General features: G+C 55.9%; 18 protein-coding genes. 4 read left to right on the top strand and 14 right to left on the bottom strand.

The window, feature by feature from the left end; genetic code table 11:
• Nucleotides 1-36: 36 nt before the first annotated feature.
• The 3 genes from AC1DFB_RS19970 (at nucleotide 37) to AC1DFB_RS19960 (ending at nucleotide 2,764) form a co-directional block, all read left to right on the top strand.
• A complete protein-coding gene (locus tag AC1DFB_RS19970) occupies nucleotides 37-798 on the top strand; it encodes a DUF6478 family protein (protein ID WP_170407250.1) in 762 nt (253 codons plus the stop codon).
• 10 nt (nucleotides 799-808) lie between these two features.
• Entirely contained in the window at nucleotides 809-1,174 is a 366-nt protein-coding gene (locus AC1DFB_RS19965) for a hypothetical protein (RefSeq protein WP_170407248.1), read from the top strand.
• 63 nt (nucleotides 1,175-1,237) lie between these two features.
• Entirely contained in the window at nucleotides 1,238-2,764 is a 1,527-nt protein-coding gene (locus AC1DFB_RS19960; protein ID WP_170422711.1) for an MFS transporter, read from the top strand.
• Between the two features lie 47 nt (nucleotides 2,765-2,811).
• On the opposite strand, the gene AC1DFB_RS19955 is transcribed toward AC1DFB_RS19960, so the two are convergent.
• The 7 genes from AC1DFB_RS19955 to AC1DFB_RS19925 form a co-directional block, all read right to left on the bottom strand.
• Nucleotides 2,812-4,155: a S41 family peptidase gene (locus AC1DFB_RS19955; protein WP_480867758.1), complete on the bottom strand. Its 1,344-nt coding sequence runs from the start codon at nucleotides 4,153-4,155 to the stop codon at nucleotides 2,812-2,814.
• Nucleotides 4,156-4,161: 6 nt separating this feature from the next.
• Nucleotides 4,162-5,295, bottom strand: coding sequence for a peptidase M23 (locus AC1DFB_RS19950; protein WP_170561994.1), 1,134 nt, complete (start codon nucleotides 5,293-5,295; stop codon nucleotides 4,162-4,164).
• Nucleotides 5,292-6,809 carry a 2,3-bisphosphoglycerate-independent phosphoglycerate mutase gene (gene gpmI / locus AC1DFB_RS19945; protein ID WP_480922651.1) on the bottom strand — a complete coding sequence of 506 codons (1,518 nt, stop codon included), beginning with the start codon at nucleotides 6,807-6,809 and terminating at the stop codon, nucleotides 5,292-5,294. Before gpmI ends, AC1DFB_RS19950 begins: the two co-directional genes overlap by 4 nt.
• An 86-nt stretch (nucleotides 6,810-6,895) precedes the next feature.
• The gene (locus AC1DFB_RS19940) at nucleotides 6,896-8,566 is read right to left on the bottom strand and encodes a sulfatase-like hydrolase/transferase (protein ID WP_480922650.1); all 1,671 of its coding nucleotides are present in this window, start codon (nucleotides 8,564-8,566) and stop codon (nucleotides 6,896-6,898) included.
• Nucleotides 8,567-8,581: 15 nt separating this feature from the next.
• A complete protein-coding gene (gene nqrM / locus AC1DFB_RS19935) occupies nucleotides 8,582-8,812 on the bottom strand; it encodes a (Na+)-NQR maturation NqrM (RefSeq protein WP_170393970.1) in 231 nt (76 codons plus the stop codon).
• Between the two features lie 15 nt (nucleotides 8,813-8,827).
• Nucleotides 8,828-9,853 (bottom strand): FAD:protein FMN transferase, encoded by a 1,026-nt coding sequence (locus tag AC1DFB_RS19930; RefSeq protein WP_170625667.1) that lies wholly within the window; start codon nucleotides 9,851-9,853, stop codon nucleotides 8,828-8,830.
• Between the two features lie 67 nt (nucleotides 9,854-9,920).
• Nucleotides 9,921-10,106 carry a hypothetical protein gene (locus AC1DFB_RS19925; RefSeq protein ID WP_170407230.1) on the bottom strand — a complete coding sequence of 62 codons (186 nt, stop codon included), beginning with the start codon at nucleotides 10,104-10,106 and terminating at the stop codon, nucleotides 9,921-9,923.
• A gap of 120 nt (nucleotides 10,107-10,226) precedes the next feature.
• Between AC1DFB_RS19925 and AC1DFB_RS19920 the strand changes: the two genes are divergently transcribed.
• Nucleotides 10,227-10,751: a CBS domain-containing protein gene (locus AC1DFB_RS19920; protein ID WP_170393976.1), complete on the top strand. Its 525-nt coding sequence runs from the start codon at nucleotides 10,227-10,229 to the stop codon at nucleotides 10,749-10,751.
• Nucleotides 10,752-10,755: 4 nt separating this feature from the next.
• On the opposite strand, the gene AC1DFB_RS19915 is transcribed toward AC1DFB_RS19920, so the two are convergent.
• From AC1DFB_RS19915 to AC1DFB_RS19885, 7 genes are all read right to left on the bottom strand, one after another.
• A complete protein-coding gene (locus AC1DFB_RS19915) occupies nucleotides 10,756-11,415 on the bottom strand; it encodes a metallophosphoesterase (protein WP_480922649.1) in 660 nt (219 codons plus the stop codon).
• Nucleotides 11,416-11,668: 253 nt separating this feature from the next.
• Nucleotides 11,669-12,892 (bottom strand): NADH:ubiquinone reductase (Na(+)-transporting) subunit F, encoded by a 1,224-nt coding sequence (gene nqrF, locus AC1DFB_RS19910; RefSeq protein WP_170393981.1) that lies wholly within the window; start codon nucleotides 12,890-12,892, stop codon nucleotides 11,669-11,671.
• A gap of 10 nt (nucleotides 12,893-12,902) precedes the next feature.
• Nucleotides 12,903-13,511 carry an NADH:ubiquinone reductase (Na(+)-transporting) subunit E gene (nqrE, locus tag AC1DFB_RS19905; RefSeq protein ID WP_050603817.1) on the bottom strand — a complete coding sequence of 203 codons (609 nt, stop codon included), beginning with the start codon at nucleotides 13,509-13,511 and terminating at the stop codon, nucleotides 12,903-12,905.
• Nucleotides 13,511-14,164 carry an NADH:ubiquinone reductase (Na(+)-transporting) subunit D gene (locus tag AC1DFB_RS19900; RefSeq protein WP_152460184.1) on the bottom strand — a complete coding sequence of 218 codons (654 nt, stop codon included), beginning with the start codon at nucleotides 14,162-14,164 and terminating at the stop codon, nucleotides 13,511-13,513. The genes nqrE and AC1DFB_RS19900 overlap by 1 nt, the downstream gene beginning before the upstream one ends.
• Nucleotides 14,164-14,979: a Na(+)-translocating NADH-quinone reductase subunit C gene (locus AC1DFB_RS19895; protein ID WP_480922648.1), complete on the bottom strand. Its 816-nt coding sequence runs from the start codon at nucleotides 14,977-14,979 to the stop codon at nucleotides 14,164-14,166. Before AC1DFB_RS19895 ends, AC1DFB_RS19900 begins: the two co-directional genes overlap by 1 nt.
• Nucleotides 14,972-16,180 (bottom strand): NADH:ubiquinone reductase (Na(+)-transporting) subunit B, encoded by a 1,209-nt coding sequence (locus AC1DFB_RS19890; RefSeq protein ID WP_480922647.1) that lies wholly within the window; start codon nucleotides 16,178-16,180, stop codon nucleotides 14,972-14,974. Before AC1DFB_RS19890 ends, AC1DFB_RS19895 begins: the two co-directional genes overlap by 8 nt.
• 5 nt (nucleotides 16,181-16,185) lie before the next feature.
• The gene (locus tag AC1DFB_RS19885; protein ID WP_170596542.1) at nucleotides 16,186-17,529 is read right to left on the bottom strand and encodes a Na(+)-translocating NADH-quinone reductase subunit A; all 1,344 of its coding nucleotides are present in this window, start codon (nucleotides 17,527-17,529) and stop codon (nucleotides 16,186-16,188) included.
• Between the last annotated feature and the right edge of the window lie 240 nt (nucleotides 17,530-17,769).

The following is a 17,769-nucleotide window of genomic DNA, read 5'->3' as shown; positions in this document are numbered from 1 at the left end:
TTTGACTAAAGAGGGGCTGTCTTGAAAGATGGGGCGATGGGCAGATTACTGGATCGATATATTCAACTAAAGGCTCTGGGGCGCTGGCAGCGTGCCGCGCAGCAGTCTGACCACCTCGCACTGCCTGAGCTTCGCCGCCAACGTGATGACGCCCGGCGGTTGCGCGGCAAACTTGAACAAGCAATTCAAAAAGCTGATGCTCGACTGATCCAACCCTTAATTGGGGCGACGCAGTTTCCAAAACCCCTGGGAACGGATTGGTCGTGGCGACCGGACCTGTGGCGGACGCCACTGATCCGCAAAGGTATAGCCTCGGCCCCGCGCAAGGCGCGGATGGATGGGCAGGTCATCCTGTTTCACGATTGCAGCCAGGTCGAGATCGGGCTGCAGCAAATCCGAAATCGGCGAGACAAGGATTTGGCGCCTTTCAGTCTGGCCGTTGAGGTATTTGATTTTCAGGGATCTTTCCTGTCGCTCTCCGTTGATCTGCCCACGGATGCCGCCATAAATCTGTCCCGCCAGCATCTGATGCGGGTCGACACTCTGGTTGAGTGCGAGCGTTCTACCGTTGTCTTCGCCCGCCTGAACATTCAGCATGGCCCTAATACCGAGCAGGTTCTGCGCGAACTTGATCTTTCAACACCTGCGGCGACTGTAGATTTTGATCTGGCCCATCTGAACGTGAATGAGCGTCGAATTGAAAAACTCTGGCTGGATCTGATCCTTGATCAACCCGCGATGAACCGTGTGGTGTTTCGTGACCTGACATTCTGCCGTTACCACCGGGCCGATCTGTAAAGGGTACTCAATGTCTCATACCACCCTGACACCAATCCGCTTCGAAAACGGCCTGTGGGAAGGCCATTTGACCAGCGAAAGCCCCCCTCAGATCAAGGTGCTGTTTCTTGGTGAGCCTTTGACTGATGTTGAGTTGGAACCAGCAACAGATGGCTGGGCCTTGCGCATCCCTGTGCCGCCCGCCGCCCTGTCGGAAGGTGTCCATACTGTCGTGATTCACGATGGAACAACAGGCCATAAGCTGGGGGATTTCACCATCATCGCCGGTTCACCCGCCGCAGATGATCTGAGGGCCGAAGTCGCTTTGTTGCGGGCCGAGCTGGACATGTTAAAGCGCGCGTTCCGCCGCTCTCAGGCATCTCAAAGCGAAACCTGACCACAGTACTGATAGGATTGTCCCTATCTTTTCAGGTCCATACGTGCATCATTGGATTGGCCTATGGATCGCAACAGCATCATAAAGGTCATCGCGCTGATGGTGACGGGTTTCGGGATCGGGATCGATTTTACCGGTGCCCTGATGCTGGTCCCGGCAATCGAAAACAGCTTTGACGCCGACATCACCAGCACCCAGTGGGTTCTGAATATTTACGCTTTGTTCTTTGCAATGACGATGGTGGCCGGAGGTCGCCTGGGTGACATGTATGGTCATCGCAAGATGATGATCATCGGTCTTTCGATCTTTCTGTTTGCGTCGGTTTTATGCTTTGTCTCACCCGGTTTGGACTACCTGATCGGCGCACGCGCCTTGCAGGGGATCGGGGCGGGATGCGTGTGGCCCTGCACGCTTGCATTTGGAGCCACCAAAGTGTCGAAAGAAGAACACCGCGCATTGGTGATGGGGCTTATACTGGCGGGTGTCACCACGGGTAATGTCTTTGGACCGATGATTAGCGGCGCGGTGGTCAATCTGGGTGATTGGCGGTTGTTTTTCCTCGCCAATGTGGTGTTTTCCAGCATTTCGATGACGACTGCGATCCTGCTGATGGAGCGTGAGACCGAGCATAAGAAAGGTGAACACATCGACTTTGCCGGGATGGGCATCCTGTCTTTTGCAGTTTTGCTCTTGCTTTACGGTTTGGATGTTGGTGCCGATTGGGGCTGGACTTCGCTGCCGCTTTTGCTGCTGTTTTTTGTCAGCGCCGTTTTGTTCTTCCTGTTTCCGAAAGTCGAAAAGAGGGTCAAGGAACCCTTGCTAATGCCTCAGTTGATGCAGAACCGAGAGTTTTTGATTACCTTAGGTCTGAATATGTTCAACGTCTCGGCAGCTTTTGTCGGGCTGCTTTATTTTCCGCAGTATATGCAAAAAGTCTTGGGATGGTCTGTGTTCCAATCGGCGCTGGGTTTGGCACCGCTGACGGTGTTGCTAGCGGTCGGATCAATCGTCTCGGGTACGCTGTATAACGATTTTGGGCCCAAGCGACTGCTGTTTTGGGGATATATTTGCGCCACAGTCGGGGCGGCAAGCGTTGTTATCATGCCTTCCGGGACCGGATATTTTCAGATTCTGCCCGGAATGGCGCTGATTGGTTTGGGCGCAACGCTGACGGTCGGGCCTTCGGGAACAGCCGCTGTATGCGCGGTCAAGCCGGAACGCGCCGGACTGGTTGGCGGCCTGAGTTTCATGACCCATCTTGTCTATGGGGCAATCGCGGTCGCCTGTGCGACGGCGGTCATGTATGTGACAAGCCTGTCCAGCCTGAAAACCCGATTGACCGCGTCAGGCATCAACATGTCCGAGGCTGATCAGAAAGCGATCAATGGTGGAACGCTGAACACAGACTCGGCAAAAGCAGTGCTTGAAAAGTTGAATTCAGGTGAAACTGAAAAGGTTCAGGCCGCCATTGCGGCGGCCTTTGATACCGGAATGAATATGGCTTTTGTATTCGCCACGATCTCAGTCGCTGCTGGAATCGTCCTGGCGCTGATGCTGGATGAGAAAAAACTGCACAAGGTCGAAGGGTAACGCTTCAGGGTGCGAGAATAGGGCCGCTGATGGCGGCCCCCTCCCCTTTATTGTGACGGCCCGGTCGGATTGAACGCGGACAGGCCTTTGAGGATATCGATGGCATATGCCAGTTGATAATCCTCTTCGCGCAGCTCTGCGGTGGCTTCGGCTTTGGCGCGATCCTCTTCGATCTGGCGAATCTCGTCCTCGCTGAGGCTGTCATTATTCAGGCTGCCGCGCAGATCGGCCTCGGACCGGGTGCGGGTGTTTGTATCTTCTTCTTCCTCGTCAACCGGGTTGTTGCGTGGTTGTTCGACGATGATGTCCGGGCTGACGCCAAGCGCCTGAATCGAACGACCCGAGGGCGTGTAGTAGCGAGAGGTTGTCAGACGCATAGCCCCGTCACCCCGAAGCGGCATGACCGTCTGCACCGATCCCTTGCCGAAGCTCTTAGTGCCAACCACGATGGCGCGATTGTGATCCTGCAAGGCGCCCGCGACAATTTCCGACGCCGAGGCCGAACCACCGTTGATCAGCACAACGATTGGCTTGCCTCCGGTCAGATCGCCGGGTGTTGCGTTGAATCGCTCACCATCTTCGAGATTGCGACCCCGGGTCGAGACGATTTCGCCCTCATCCAGGAACGCGTCAGAGACCTTGATGGCCTGTGTCAACAGCCCGCCGGGATTGTTACGCAAGTCCAGAACGATGCCATTGACGTTTTCGATGCCTCCGGCCTCTTTGATCTGTTCTTCCAGTCCTTCCTTGAGGTTCGGATAGGTTTGGTCATTGAAGGTCGTGACACGCAACACGACACTTGTACCTTCGGTACGTGCACGAACTGCGGTCAGCTTGATCGTGTCGCGAACGATCGTTACGTCGAATGGCTCCTGCTCGCCTTCACGCACGACTGTGATCACGATTTCCGATCCCACCGGGCCGCGCATCAGGTCCACGGCTTTATCCAGCGTCAGCCCCAAAATGCTCTCGCCATCCACATGAGTGATGAAATCGCCCGCTTCGATACCAGCAGCATCCGCTGGGGTGTCATCGATGGGCGATACAACTTTGACAAAGCCTTCTTCCTGCGTAACTTCGATACCGAGCCCGCCAAACTCGCCACGTGTCTGCACGCGCATCTGCTCGGCATCATCAGGCGACAGGTAGCTGGAATGTGGGTCTAGCGAGGTCAGCATCCCGTCAATCGCAGCCTCGATCAGCTCGTCGGTTTCTACCTCTTCGACATACTGGGCGCGAATACGTTCGAAAATGTCACCGAACAGATCAAGTTGTTCGTAAACGCTTGCCTTGTTCTCGGCCTCTTGCGCAAGCAAAGGGCCTGCGATCTGTGTTGTTGCGACTATCCCTGCCACGGTGCCGGCCAGTCCGGCCATCACAAATTTCTTCATACTCGTTTATCCATCCTTGTCCGTCCGGAACCATGATTCCGGGTCCACTGGGCTGTTATCCTGTCTTACTTCTATATAGAGCGTTTCTGACCAGTCAGTTCCAGTGCCATCACCGCTTGTTGACATAATAGCGCCGATTTCCGGAGTTTCACCCGGCATCAAACCTACCGGAGTACCCTCGGGTATCACTTCCCCGGTCAGACCATATACCTCTTGCAGACCTGAGAACACGAATAGCAATCCGGGCTGGGGTTCAAGGATCACAAGATTCCCGAGATCCAGCAAGGGCCCGCGGTAACGGATCGTGGCAGCCGTTGGCGCGGTGACCAATGCGCGGGGTCGCGTGCCCAGCACCAGCCCGGGGCGCGTTACCCCCGCTGCGTCCGTTTCGCCCGCCCGGTGCAGCATGACCCCTTGTGCGGGCAAGGCGATTTGACCTTTCCGGCCCGAGACATCTGCATTTGTATCTTCAATCTCACCATCGGTGATCTCGGATAACCCACTGGCAAACCCATCCAGCGTTTCGGTCGAGGATATCAGGATCGCTGTACGCACAGGATCTTCTACGAAACGGCGCGGCAGATCGGTCCGGTCCGCTATCGCCTCACTAAGCTGCGTGCGGGCATCCTGAACACCCTCCAACCCTTCGGTCAGCGTATTGGCAGCGTTTTGTTGAAGCTGTCGCAGTGTCTGTACCTCTTGCAATTCGTTTGCAAGCGCCTGAGCCTGCGCGTTCAACCCAGGCGTGACTTCGGACAACATCATACCAGTGCGCGCGGCCCCAAGTGGGCCGGACGGGTGCAGCATAAGTACTGGAGGCGCGGTGGTTTCGATCGTCTGCAGAACACCTAACAGCTGCGCCACCTCCTGCTCTTGTACCTGCAATTCTGCAGTCAATTGCGCCTCGCGCAAGGCCGCGCGGCGCAGGCCGTCGCGCATGGCGCTCAGACCAGCCTCGTAGGCTTTTATGGTTTCGGTCAGAGCTTTGACCCGGTCGCGGGCAGATTCGGCCTCAGTCAACGCGATCGAGGCTTGCTCCAGCATCTCGGCCGCTTCTAGTGCCGCCTTTGACGGGCTGGTTTGGGCGACGACAGGGGTGGCCCAAATCAGTGCTGCAGCAACGATCGGGCGCAATCTCATGTCAGCAAGCTTTCCCCTGTCATTTCAACGGGTTTCGGCAATTCCATAAGCTGCAACAAAGTTGGAGCAAGATCGGCCAAGCGCCCATCGCGCAGGCTTGAACCTTCGGGGCCGCCGACCAGAACAACAGGCACGGGGTTCAGCGTATGGGCCGTATGTGGACCGCCCGTCTCCGGATCGACCATCATTTCGCAGTTACCATGATCTGCGGTCACGATCATCGCACCCCCGACCTGCTTCAGCGCTGCAACCACCTGCCCCAGACCTTGATCAACAGCCTCACAGGCCTTGATCGCAGCTTTCAGATCACCGGTATGGCCAACCATATCGGGATTGGCGTAGTTGGTGACGATCAGATCATATCCGCCGTGGATCGCCTCGACGAACTTTTCTGTCACTTCGGCCGAGGACATCTCGGGCTGCAAATCATATGTCGCCACTTTGGGCGATTTGGGCATGAAGCGATCCTCGCCACCCTCAGGCTGCTCTTTGCCACCGTTCAGGAAGAAAGTGACATGAGGGTACTTCTCGGTCTCGGCCAGCCGGAACTGGCGCAGGCCTTGCTTAGCAACCCATTCGCCCAGCGTGTTCACGATATCCCGCTTGGGAAATACGGTCGTCATATAATCGTTATGGCCATCGGAATACTCAACCATGCCCAGTAACGCCGACAACTGCGGGCGCGGACCGGAGTCGAACTCGGCAAAACCGGGCTCCCCAATTGCCCGCAGGATTTCTCGGGCACGGTCGGCGCGGAAGTTCAGGCAAAAGAACCCGTCACCGTCCTTAATACCGGAATAACCAGCAAGAACCGTGGGCGCGATAAACTCGTCGGTTTCGGATTGGGCGTAGGCATGGTCGACGGCCTCCTGGGCCGAGGCCACGGTGCGCCCCTGACCTTTGACTATTGCGTCATAGGCCTCGGAAACGCGTTCCCAGCGATTATCGCGGTCCATGGCAAAGTAGCGCCCACAGACGGTGACGACCTTTGCGCCATCGGGCAACCGGTCTTCGAGTTCGGCGATGTAGGTAAAGGCCGATTTCGGGGCCACATCGCGCCCGTCGGTGATCGCATGTAGCGCCACAGGCACACCCGCATCGGTAGCCGCTTTGGCGGCAGCTACGATGTGATCCAGGTGCCCGTGCACGCCCCCATCCGATACCGGCCCCATCAGATGCGCTGTCCCGCCTGCAGCTTTCACCTTAGCGATGAAGCTCTGCAGCGCCTCATTGTGAAAGAAAGAACCGTCTTCTATGGCTAGGTCAATCTGCCCCAGATCCATCGCAACCACGCGCCCAGCCCCGATATTGGTGTGACCAACCTCGGAATTACCCATCTGACCACTAGGTAGACCCACATCCGGCCCGTGCGTTATCAGTTGCGCATGAGGACCTTCAGCCATGAGAGCATCAAAGGTTGGCGTATTTGCCAGATAAGGCGCATTGGCCTTGGTGTCGTCGGATAGGCCCCAACCATCAAGGATACAAAGGACAACGGGCTTTGGGGCGGTCATGAAAGCTCTCCGATTGAGGCGGCGTTGCTGTCTTCTACCCCCTGCCCGCTCAAGGTTGAACCGTCATTAGGGCCGCGAATGAAGAATTAATCTGTCTTGTAGTCCCCAAAGGGTCGCGCTTTGCGGTTGCGGTATTTAACGGTCAGCTCAAGCGGCATCTCGTTTTCGTCGTAAATACCGATCACCACGCCTGTTCCTCGGCTTGATCCACGCATGTTTAGCAGTTGTTCTTCCGACCGGGTCGTGCGCTGCGACTGGCGCCGCGTCCAGGTGAACAGGTGATCATACATCTCGGCGATGATGTCTGCATGCTCATCGCTTTCGCCCAGGTCCGTCAGCTCATTCGGATCATTCTCTAGATCAAACAAAAGCGGGCGATAGCCCCCTTCACAATGGATCAGCTTCCATTTCTCGTTTGCAACCATGAACATGACCGCATCCCGAACCGAGGCGTTCAGTGTCTGCGCTATGGGGGATGCGGAGTAGTCGTACTCACAAATCACCACATCGCGCGGAGTGCTTTCGGCCTGACCGTGCAGGATGGGCAGCAACGAATGCCCCTCCAAAATGTGCCCTGCGGGTTCACCGCCTGCAACCTCCAGAAACGTGGGCGCTAGATCGATGGATTCGACCAATGCATCGCATGTGGTGCCGCGCGTGGCATCAGCCTCGGGCGATGGATCATAGATGATCAGCGGCATTTTGGTCGAGGCGTCATGGAAGAAGGTCTTCTCTCCCATCCAGTGATCGCCCAGAAAATCCCCGTGGTCCGAGGTCAGCACGATCATCGTGTCCTGCATTCGTCCGGTCTGTTCCATCCAGTCAAACAGCCGCCCCATTTGGTCGTCAGCCTGCTTGATCAGGCCCATATAGGCTGGGATCACGGCCTCGCGTACATCCTGACGCGAGAAGGTCTGGCCGATTTTCGTTTCCATGAACTCTTTCAGCACCGGATGAGCGTTCTGCCGTTCAGCTTCGGACCGAATGACAGGCAGAATATGTTCGGGACCAAACATCGAGGCGTAGGGTTCTGGCACAATATAGGGCCAATGTGGTTTGATATAGCTGAGGTGGCAGCACCACGGCCCCTCATGGTTTTCAATGAACTCCATGCCGCGAGAGGTGAGATAAGGCGTTTCGCTGTCTTCCTCGGCGATATTCGCGGCCTCTGACGAATTTTTCAGGAACCAACCTGAAAGTACATTGCCCTCTTCATCCAGCCCCGAATTGGCGAAGTCGTGCCAGGGGTTGTCACTCTCATAGCCTTTGTCTTTCAGATACTCGTTGTACCTTTTGGCGCCATCCGGGTCATAAAACCCATCCGGCCCTTCGGGGCGCATCCCGTCATCGCGCTCAAAGACATCAAACCCGCATTCAGCGACGCGTGCCCCGATCAGGCTGTCGGGCTCAAGCCCCAAACGGGCCATACCCTCGGCATCTGCACGCATATGAGTCTTGCCAACCAACCAGCAATCCATCCCTGCCTTGCGCAAGTGATCGCCCATGGTGATCTCACCAACTTTCAGCGGGATTCCGTTCCATGACGCGCCGTGCGAATGCACATAGCGGCCGGTATAGGTCGACATACGGGAACTGCCGCAGATCGGTGACTGGATGTAGGCACGTGTGAACCGCATACCCATCGAGGCGAGACGGTCAATATTTGGCGTATGCAGATATGGATGTCCGTAGCAGCTGAGGTAATCCCAGCGCAATTGGTCGAACATGATGAAGAGGACGTTCTTGGCTTTGTTCATGCCAAGAGGGTTATCCTAGCCTTCCATCTGTTGCAGCATCTTTTTCGCACGCTTGCACTGCAACTGGTCGCGCAGAGGGCTGTCGGGATCGATATCCTTTTGACAGACCACACATTTATCGGCACCCGAGATCGCGTTCAGGCCACCGCAGCTGCCTTTGATGGTTTTGCCCATCAACATCACACCCAGCGCCATGCCAACCATGACGATCAGCAACAGGAAAAAGGCTAGAATAAAGGTGCTCATAGCGGTTCCTACCGGTCAGTTGGTCCCCAGCGCATCCTTGAAGGCGCTGCTTTGTACGGTGATATAGGCTTCTTCTCCGCTTGTCACATCCCGAGAGATGAAGAACACGGCAAGTTTATGCTCTTCGGCCAGTTCCAGACCCTTTTCCAGACCCAATGCCAGCATCGCCGTTGCCCACGCATCCGCCATCATGGCGTTGTCTGCTAAAACAGTAACCGAAGTGGTGCGATGAGTAATCGGGCGGCCCGTCGTCGGGTCAATGATATGCGAATAGCGCACCCCGTCCTGTTCGAAGAAGTTCTTGTAATCACCCGAGGTCGCCATTCCCAGATTGTCGAGCGGCACGATCAACTGGATTGATTGCGCGCCAGTCTCGGGTTTTTCGATCCCGATCCGCCAGCTTTCGCCTTTGTCATTCGCGCCCATGGTCACCAGATCACCACCGATCTCGACCATATAGTTCTCGATCCCGACCTCGCGCAGCTGTGCGGCAACCGCATCGATGCCATAGCCTTTGGCAATCGCAGACAGGTTGATCCCGACTCCGGCCTCTGACTTGGCCAAAGTGCCCGCTCCGCGATCCAAGTCTAACAACCGCGCTTGTCCCACTTGCCCAAGCGCTGTCGCGATCTCGTCATCTGCCGGAATTGGGTCTTCAGGTTTTCGCGGTCCAAACCCCCACAATTCGATCAGCGGACCAAGGGTAACATCAAACGTACCACCGGATTTCTCGTGAACCTCATTTGCGGCCTCGATGACGAAGGCAAATTCGTCTGACACTTGCATGGGGTCCGTGCTGCCTGAGGCCGAGAAGGTCGAGACCTCGGAATTCGGGTCCCAGTTGGACATCTTGGCATTGACCTGTGCCAGGGTCTCCTGAACCGCTTGCCCCAGCGCTGCTTCGTCCAAATCATCGCCGATTGCGGTGATGTTGAACGTGGTGCCCATCGTCTCGCCGGACAGGCGTACCACGTCAGGCTCTTTGCCAAACAAGCAGGCCGAAACAGTCAAAAGTAAGGCCAGTGCGATCAGTGGGCGCATGGTGCAATCTCCCGGGAGTGTTCTTGCCCGGCATATGCCAGTGAGCCTGTTCAGAGTCAAACCGGCGTCAAATCTTGAGCGGCAAAAACGCCAATGCAAAAAGCCCGATTGCTGCCGGGACGCCAAACAGCCAAGCGCGCTTTTGCCAACCTTCCGGTTGCTGTTTCCAAGCCATGCGAAAATTATGGCCGCAGACCACCACGATAAAGAATATCAGCGCGGCGACTGGTGGCGTCAAATACAGGTTGCTCACAAGCAATTTCCTTTTGAAGTGGCCAAGTTACGCCGGTTTTCGAAATTGCACCCTATACAGGGCCGGTCCCTGCGGTAAGGTAGGTTGTAAGGACAATACCGGTGAAAGAGGAGACCGCCCATGGCCCCAAGCTCTTACCAGCCTCCGACACGCGGCGACAAGGCCGCGGCGACAACCCGCAGTCAATCAGTTGAGACCAATCTGTCGCATACCCAGACAACGGTTGCGAAACTGATGGAAGGCAAAGGGGATGCCGTTTTTTCGGTGCGGCCCAACGACACGATTCACTCGGTCGTGGATATCTTGCGCGAAAAACGCATCGGGGCCGTTGTTGTGACGGATCAGAATGGTGCCCTGCAGGGTATCCTTTCCGAACGTGATATCGTGCGCCGTATGGCGGAAACGCCCGGCCAGACCCTACCCCAATCCGTGGCTGATCTTATGACGACTGAGGTTAAAACCTGCAGCCCCGAAGATTATCTGAACGATGTGCTGAAAACCATGACCGAAGGCCGGTTCCGGCATATGCCCGTGCTGAGTGATGGAAATCTGCGCGGGGTGATCACCATTGGCGATGTGGTTCATTTCCGCTTGAAAGAACTGGAATACGAAGCACTTAGAATGAAGCAAATGATCGTCGGCTAGCGACTTACGCTGATACGCGCGCGATTCCGGTGTGCGTTGTCGAGATAAATCGGACAGAACCAGGCGAGATTTCCGCAGCCGTCAACTGATCGGTGATGAATGCACCTGTATCGATCGAAATGACATCATGCTCGACCCGAGCTTCGTCGACGATGGTATGGCCATGCACCACCCATTGCTGGTCTTTCCTGCGTTTCTTGCGGAACTGAGGATGCCCCCAAAGGCAAGTTCTGTCCTGTTGCCGATCGACCGGCTGCGAAGGATCAAGCGCGGCATGAACAACCGTTACATTCCCGCTCGTCCAGGTCAGCGGCCGATCTTGTAACCAGTCCAGAAGCGGTTGTCCCATCGCTTGCTGCAGTTGTTCGGCAACGGCTTGCGGGTTGGACTGGTCAATATCCGCAAGCCCAAACGAAGCCAAAGTCTGAGCACCGCCATTATACAGCCAGACACGCTCCATCCGGGTTGGATCAGACAAAAACCCAAGCAGCATATCTTCGTGATTGCCTTTCAGGCAGATCGCCCGCGTTTCGGGGTTCGTGTCGAGGTGATGTAGCTGACGCAACACCTGCGCGCTGTATCCGCCCCGGTCAACATAGTCGCCTACAAACACCACCGGACAGTCGTTATCCAGCGCAGGCAGGAGCCGTTGTAAAAGATCCAACCTCCCATGAATGTCTCCGATTGCGTAGAATTTTTCTGTAGGCGCCAATGAATGCAGATTCACCGTCTGATCAGGCGGTGTTTGAGATGCGATAAGCCTTTTGATCCATCCGGTTAACATAAGACCTGCTGCCCAATGCGGCAAAATATGAAGCGGAATTCGCCAAATGCAGACGTTGATATTGGCAGCCTGCCCAACATCAGACCCAAAATGAAAATGGTCGGTCCCAAGGGTTGGAACCGACCGATTCTGTTTATCCGCCGAAATCGTCGAGCATGATGTCTTCGCGGTCCACGCCCAGATCCAGCAGCATGTTGATGACCGACTGGTTCATGATTGGCGGACCACACATGTAGTATTCGCAATCCTCGGGTGCTGGGTGGTTCTTCAGATATTCCTCGAACAGAACGTTGTGGATAAAGCCAGTGTAGCCTTTCCAGTCATCCTCGGGCTGGGCGTCCGACAACGCAACGTGCCATTCGAAATTGTCAAATTCCTTGGCCAGCGTGTCGAAATCTTCGACAAAGAACATCTCTTTCTTCGACCGCGCGCCATACCAGAAGCTGATCTTGCGGTTGCGGTTTTCAAGGCGTTTGAGCTGGTCAAAGATATGGCTGCGCATTGGGGCCATACCAGCACCACCACCGATGAAGACCATCTCTTTTTCTGTCTCTCGAGCAAAGAACTCGCCAAAAGGACCTGAGATTGTGACCTTGTCGCCCGGTTTCAGGTTGAAAATATACGACGACATCTGACCCGGAGGAATGCCTTCGGATCCAGGAGGGGGCGAAGCCACGCGGACGTTCAGCATGATCATGCCTTTTTCATCCGGATAGTTTGCCATGGAATAGGCGCGTTCGATCGGTTCGGCGACGACGGATTTGTACTGCCATAGATTGAAGCGATCCCAATCCTCGCGGTATTCTTCTTCGACGTCGAAATCCGTATAGGCCAACTGGTGCGCAGGCGCTTCGATCTGGATGTAACCACCAGCGCGGAAATTCACATCCTCGCCTTCCGGGAGGTCCAGCGTCAGAGCCTTGATAAAGGTCGCTACGTTCTCGTTCGAACGCACCGTGCATTCCCATTTTTTGACGCCGAAGACCTCTTCGGGAACTTCGATGTCCATATCCTGCTTGACTGCAACCTGACAGGATAGCCGGTCACCACAAGACGCCTCGCGCTTGGTGATATGGCTTTCCTCGGTCGGCAGGATCGAGCCACCGCCGGAATGCACGCGCACGCGACATTGCGCGCAGGTGCCACCACCACCACAAGCGGAGGGCACGAATAGCTTCTCTGCCGCAAGCGTCTGCAGCAGCTTGCCACCCGCCGGGACCGAGATTGTTTTCTCACCATTGATGGTGATGTTCACGTTACCGGTTGAAACCAGCTTGGACCGCGCCGCCATGATGATGGCAACCAGACCAAGAACGATAACGGTGAAAAGGGCTACACCTAAGCCAAAGGTTTCCATTCCGCCCTCCTTACAGTTTCACGCCCGAGAAGGACATGAAGGCCATCGCCATCAGTCCAGCGGTGATGAAAGTGATGCCCAGGCCTTGCAGACCATCGGGAATGTCCGAATACTTCAGCTTTTCCCGAACACCCGCCATCGCAGTAATCGCCAGAGCCCAGCCAAAGCCAGAGGACAGACCGTAAGTCGCCGCTTCGGCAAAATTGTAGTCGCGTTCCACCATGAACAGTGAACCACCCAAAATGGCGCAGTTTACAGTGATCAGCGGCAGGAAAATCCCAAGCGCGTTGTAGAGCGGGGGGAAGTACTTATCCAGCACCATCTCTAGGATCTGAACCATCGCTGCGATCACGCCGATATACGAGATCAGTCCAAGGAAAGTCAGGTCCACATCCGGGAAACCTGCCCAAGCCAGCGCACCTGGTTTCAGCAGATAGTTCAGCAGCAGATTATTCGCCGGCACGGTGATGGCCTGCACCACCATGACCGAGATGCCCAGACCCAGCGCAGTTGAAATCTTCTTCGAAACAGCGATGAAGGTACACATCCCCAGAAAGAAGCTGAGCGCAAGGTTTTCGACAAAGATGGCCTTTACGGCCAGTGAAATCAGACCTTCCATCAGTGGGCCTCTACCTGCTGGATTTTGTATTCACGCTCTTCCACCTGGTTCGGCTTCCATGTGCGGAAGGCCCAGATGATCAGACCGATGATGAAGAAAGCCGACGGCGGCAGCAGCAGCATGCCGTTGGGCACATACCAGCCGCCGTTGTTGACGGTCTCCAGAATGGTGACACCGAAAAGTGACCCGGCGCCAAACAGCTCACGAATGAAGCCGACCAGCAGCAGGATCAGACCATAGCCCATGCCGTTGCCCATGCCGTCGATAAAGGACGCGACCGGGGGGTTCTTCATGGCAAACGCCTCGGCCCGGCCCATCACGATACAGTTGGTGATGATCAGGCCGACAAAGACCGAAAGGGTTTTCGAAATCTCAAACGCATAAGCCTTGAGGATCTGGTCCACCAGGATCACCAGTGAGGCAATGATAACCATCTGTACGATGATCCGGATCGAACCCGGGATTTGGTTTCGCAGGCACGAGATAAAGAAGGACGAGAACGAGGTTACGAAGATCACCGCCAGCGCCATCACCATCGACACCTGCAGCGACGAGGTCACCGCCAGCGCCGAACAGATGCCCAGCACCTGCAGCGTGATCGGGTTGTTGTCGACAAGCGGGTCGACCAGCATCTCTTTCTTGGTCTGAGACATCAAAGCTCTCCTGCTTGCAGTTTGGCCAGGAACGGAGCGTAGCCCGCGTCGCCCATCCAGAATTTCACCAGGTTGTCGACACCAACCGAAGTCAGCGTGGCGCCTGCCAGCGCATCGACATAGAAATCAGGACCTGCTGCGGGTTGCGACTTGGCGACGGTGATTTGCAGATCGCCTGCATCATCGCGCAGCTTTTTGCCATTCCACAGCGCCTTCCAGCGAGGATTGTCCACTTCGGCGCCAAGGCCCGGTGTCTCACCGTGCTGATAGAACTGCAGGCCGTAGATATCGTTGCCGTTGTTTTCCAGCGCGATGAAACCATAGAGCGTGGACCAGAGGCCATAGCCGTGAAGCGGCAGGATTACCTTGTCGAGCGCCCCGGCATCATCACGCAGCAGATAGATCACGCGGTACTTGGACTTGCGCCCGATCCCAGCCGGGTCATCGTCCAAAGCTACGCTCAGTTCTGGATCGCTGGCAGCAGCGATATCATCGAAGGTGATCGCGTCGAACTGATCGTCAACGAATTCACCTGTAGACAATTCCAGTACATGCGGCTCAAAGGCAGCGAATGCCTCGGTCACATCAATGCCTGGTTCGTAGATGCCGGCAACTTGCAGAACGTTGACTTGCTTATCCTTCAAACGGTTGATTTCCTGCACCGGGCGCAGGCTGACCGCAGCAGCAGACACGACCATCGAGGCTACAAGGCAGACGGCAACGGCAACAAAGATAGTCTTGCCAACCGAATCTGGCGAAGCAGCCAGAAACTTGGCAATCGCTCCCTTGGGTTCATTGGATTGCGTATCAGACATGGCGACGCGCCCTCCGTTTGATGTTTGCCTGGACGACGAAATAGTCGATCAGCGGCGCAAAAACGTTTCCGAACAAGATTGCCAGCATCATACCTTCTGGGAAAGCGGGGTTAATGACGCGGATCATCACAACCATGATACCAATCAGCGCGCCATAGATGTAGCGGCCCATATTGGTGTGACTGGCCGAAACGGGCTCGGTTACCATGAACGCCAGACCAAAGGCGTAGCCCCCAAGAACGATATGCCAGTACCAAGGCATCGCGAACATCGGATTTGTGTCCGATCCGATCAGATTCAGCAGAAGCGTGAAGCCTATCGTGCCCGCAAGACAGCCCACAATCAGGCGATAATTGGCAATCTTGGTCGTCAGCAGGAAGGCCAGGCCAATCATGCAAGCCAGCGTCGATGTCTCTCCAAAGCTACCCTGAATTTGCCCGAAGAAGGCATTGGCCCAGGTGATCCCGTCGGCCGCCAGTGCTTGAACGCCTTCAGCAGCTGAGATACCCAAAGCAGTCGCACCGGAAAATCCATCCACCGGGGTCCAGACTGAATCCCCCGACATTTGCGCGGGATAGGCGAAATATAGGAAAGCACGCCCGACCAGCGCTGGGTTGAGGAAGTTCTTGCCCGTGCCGCCAAATACTTCCTTACCGATCACGACACCGAAAATGATGCCTAACGCGACCTGCCACAATGGCGCTGTCGCAGGCATAATCAGCGTGTAAAGCATCGAGGTTACTAGAAAACCCTCATTGACCTCATGGCCGCGCACAGTGGCGAAGATGACCTCAAAAATACCGCCCGCAACCAGTGTGGTGATGTAGATCGGAAGGAAATACATCAATCCATGCATCACATTGGCGAAAATGCTGTCAGGGTTCAGCGAGATACCGAATATCTGCAGGATCGCAATCCGCCATCCTGTTGCCGAATCCGGTCCTAGCGTGGCGATGGCCGAGTTTGCCTGATAGCCGGTGTTATACATCCCCCAGAGGATTGCGGGGATCGTAGCAATCACGACATAGGTCATGATCCGCTTCATATCCACGTAAGAGCGCGCATGCGGCGCGACGGTCGTGACGGTTTTCGGAGTGTAGATAAAACTTTCCACCATCTCGTAGATGGGGAAATATTTTTCGTACTTGCCGCCCTTGGTAAAGTTCGGCTCGATCCGATCGAAGAAGCTGCGCAAACCCATGTGGATCAGCCCTCCTTTTCAATCTTGGTGAGGCAGTCGCGCAGCGCCAGCCCATATTCATATTTCGCAGGGCAGGCAAAGCCCACAAGGCCCAGATCTTCTTCGTCCAGTTCCAGTGCACCCAGCGCCTGCGCGGTGTCGGTGTCCATCACCAGTAGCGCCCGCAGCAATTGCGTCGGCAGATAATCCTGGGGCATAAGCTCTTCGAATACACCAGTCGGCACCATCGCGCGGCGACCACCATTCAGGTTTGACGTGAATGAATAGAGCTTCTTAGCAAAAGCCGATCCCAAAACAGGCTGTACCGCATATTTCGAGGGCATAGGAAGAATCCAGCCCAGTGTGTGCTGATCATGATCTTCGCGAATAATGCTGATCTGACGCGCAAAACGGCCCAGATAGGCGGTCGGACCATCGGCATGCTGCCCCGACAAGATCGACCCCGAGATGATCCGCGCGATCCCGTCGACGTTCACTTCATCCCGGGTCAGGTCATCCGTCGACGCGCCCATCACGGTGCGGATCAGGCGCGGCTGGCGCGCGCCCGGTCCAGACAGAGCAATCACGATGTTTGAATCCAGATGACCGGTCTGCATCAGACGACCGATCGCGATCACGTCCTGGTAGCCAATGGTCCAAACCTGCTTGTCCCCTCCCAGCGGCTCAAGGAAGTGAATATGAGTTCCAGCAAGGCCCGAGGGGTGTGGGCCGGAAAACGCAGCCGCTTCTATACCTGGCAGATCGGAACCGGGGATGGATGCCCCCTCTTGCTGGCACAGATAAGTCTTGCCGTCGGTCAGGTTTGAGACAGCTGCGAGACCAGCCGCAAATGCCTCGCCCGCATCCGCAATAACCAATGCCGCATCACCTGCCAGTGGATCGCTGTCCATGGCTGTCACGAAGATTGCTGTAGGCTTGGAGCCTGGTTCGGGCATCTTTGAATAAGGACGTGTCCGGAAAGAAGTCCACAGCCCGGCCGCGCAGAGCTTAGCCGTAACACCTTCGGCGGTCTCGGCATCGCCGGTGCCCGAGAAATCTATGCCGGCGTCATTGGCATCCGAAACCTCGATCACCACGCTCTGTAATACACGTCGCGCCCCGCGATTAATTGCCACGACCTTGCCGGTCAGCGGCGCGACCATCATCGCGTCGGGCGCATCCTTGTGGCAGAACAACGGCGTTCCTCGCTGGACCGCGTCGCCCTCTTGCACCAGCATCTTGGGCTTTAATCCGATATAATCACTGCCCAGAACGGCAACCGACGAGAATTCAGGCCCCGGCTGGATTTTCTGTTCGGGCGCGCCTTCAACCGGCAAATCCAACCCTTTTTTTAGTTTGAAAGTTTGCATGTTGCTACGTTCTTCCAAGCCTTTGTCCTGCGCCTGCTGCGCGCCATCTTACAATGATGCCAGGAAATAACACGAAATTTCCCGTCTGTCCGGTCGCGAAAGCGCCATTATCCGACCAGAATCCGCAGGCGTATTTCCGATCACGGCTCCTTTACGCGGGGATGAGTGCAAACGCAAACCTGTTACCGCCCAAAATCGAAAAGGAATGTCACATTCTTTTGAGCTTACGGTCGTTCAGAA

The sequence above is a fragment of the Ruegeria sp. S84 genome (genome assembly GCF_056583445.1).
The sequence above is the reverse complement of the archived record's forward strand: the minus strand, read 5'-3'. Positions and strand labels throughout refer to the sequence as shown.

Coding starts and splice junctions, on each gene's coding strand:
- AC1DFB_RS19970 (WP_170407250.1), top strand. CDS start 37: ATGGGCAGATTACTGGATCGATATATTCAACTAAAGGCTCTGGGGCGC.
- AC1DFB_RS19965 (WP_170407248.1), top strand. CDS start 809: ATGTCTCATACCACCCTGACACCAATCCGCTTCGAAAACGGCCTGTGG.
- AC1DFB_RS19960 (WP_170422711.1), top strand. CDS start 1,238: ATGGATCGCAACAGCATCATAAAGGTCATCGCGCTGATGGTGACGGGT.
- AC1DFB_RS19955 (WP_480867758.1), bottom strand. CDS start 4,155: ATGAAGAAATTTGTGATGGCCGGACTGGCCGGCACCGTGGCAGGGATA.
- AC1DFB_RS19950 (WP_170561994.1), bottom strand. CDS start 5,295: ATGAGATTGCGCCCGATCGTTGCTGCAGCACTGATTTGGGCCACCCCT.
- gpmI (WP_480922651.1), bottom strand. CDS start 6,809: ATGACCGCCCCAAAGCCCGTTGTCCTTTGTATCCTTGATGGTTGGGGC.
- AC1DFB_RS19940 (WP_480922650.1), bottom strand. CDS start 8,566: ATGAACAAAGCCAAGAACGTCCTCTTCATCATGTTCGACCAATTGCGC.
- nqrM (WP_170393970.1), bottom strand. CDS start 8,812: ATGAGCACCTTTATTCTAGCCTTTTTCCTGTTGCTGATCGTCATGGTT.
- AC1DFB_RS19930 (WP_170625667.1), bottom strand. CDS start 9,853: ATGCGCCCACTGATCGCACTGGCCTTACTTTTGACTGTTTCGGCCTGC.
- AC1DFB_RS19920 (WP_170393976.1), top strand. CDS start 10,227: ATGGCCCCAAGCTCTTACCAGCCTCCGACACGCGGCGACAAGGCCGCG.
- nqrF (WP_170393981.1), bottom strand. CDS start 12,892: ATGGAAACCTTTGGCTTAGGTGTAGCCCTTTTCACCGTTATCGTTCTT.
- nqrE (WP_050603817.1), bottom strand. CDS start 13,511: ATGGAAGGTCTGATTTCACTGGCCGTAAAGGCCATCTTTGTCGAAAAC.
- AC1DFB_RS19900 (WP_152460184.1), bottom strand. CDS start 14,164: ATGTCTCAGACCAAGAAAGAGATGCTGGTCGACCCGCTTGTCGACAAC.
- AC1DFB_RS19895 (WP_480922648.1), bottom strand. CDS start 14,979: ATGTCTGATACGCAATCCAATGAACCCAAGGGAGCGATTGCCAAGTTT.
- AC1DFB_RS19890 (WP_480922647.1), bottom strand. CDS start 16,180: ATGGGTTTGCGCAGCTTCTTCGATCGGATCGAGCCGAACTTTACCAAG.
- AC1DFB_RS19885 (WP_170596542.1), bottom strand. CDS start 17,529: ATGCAAACTTTCAAACTAAAAAAAGGGTTGGATTTGCCGGTTGAAGGC.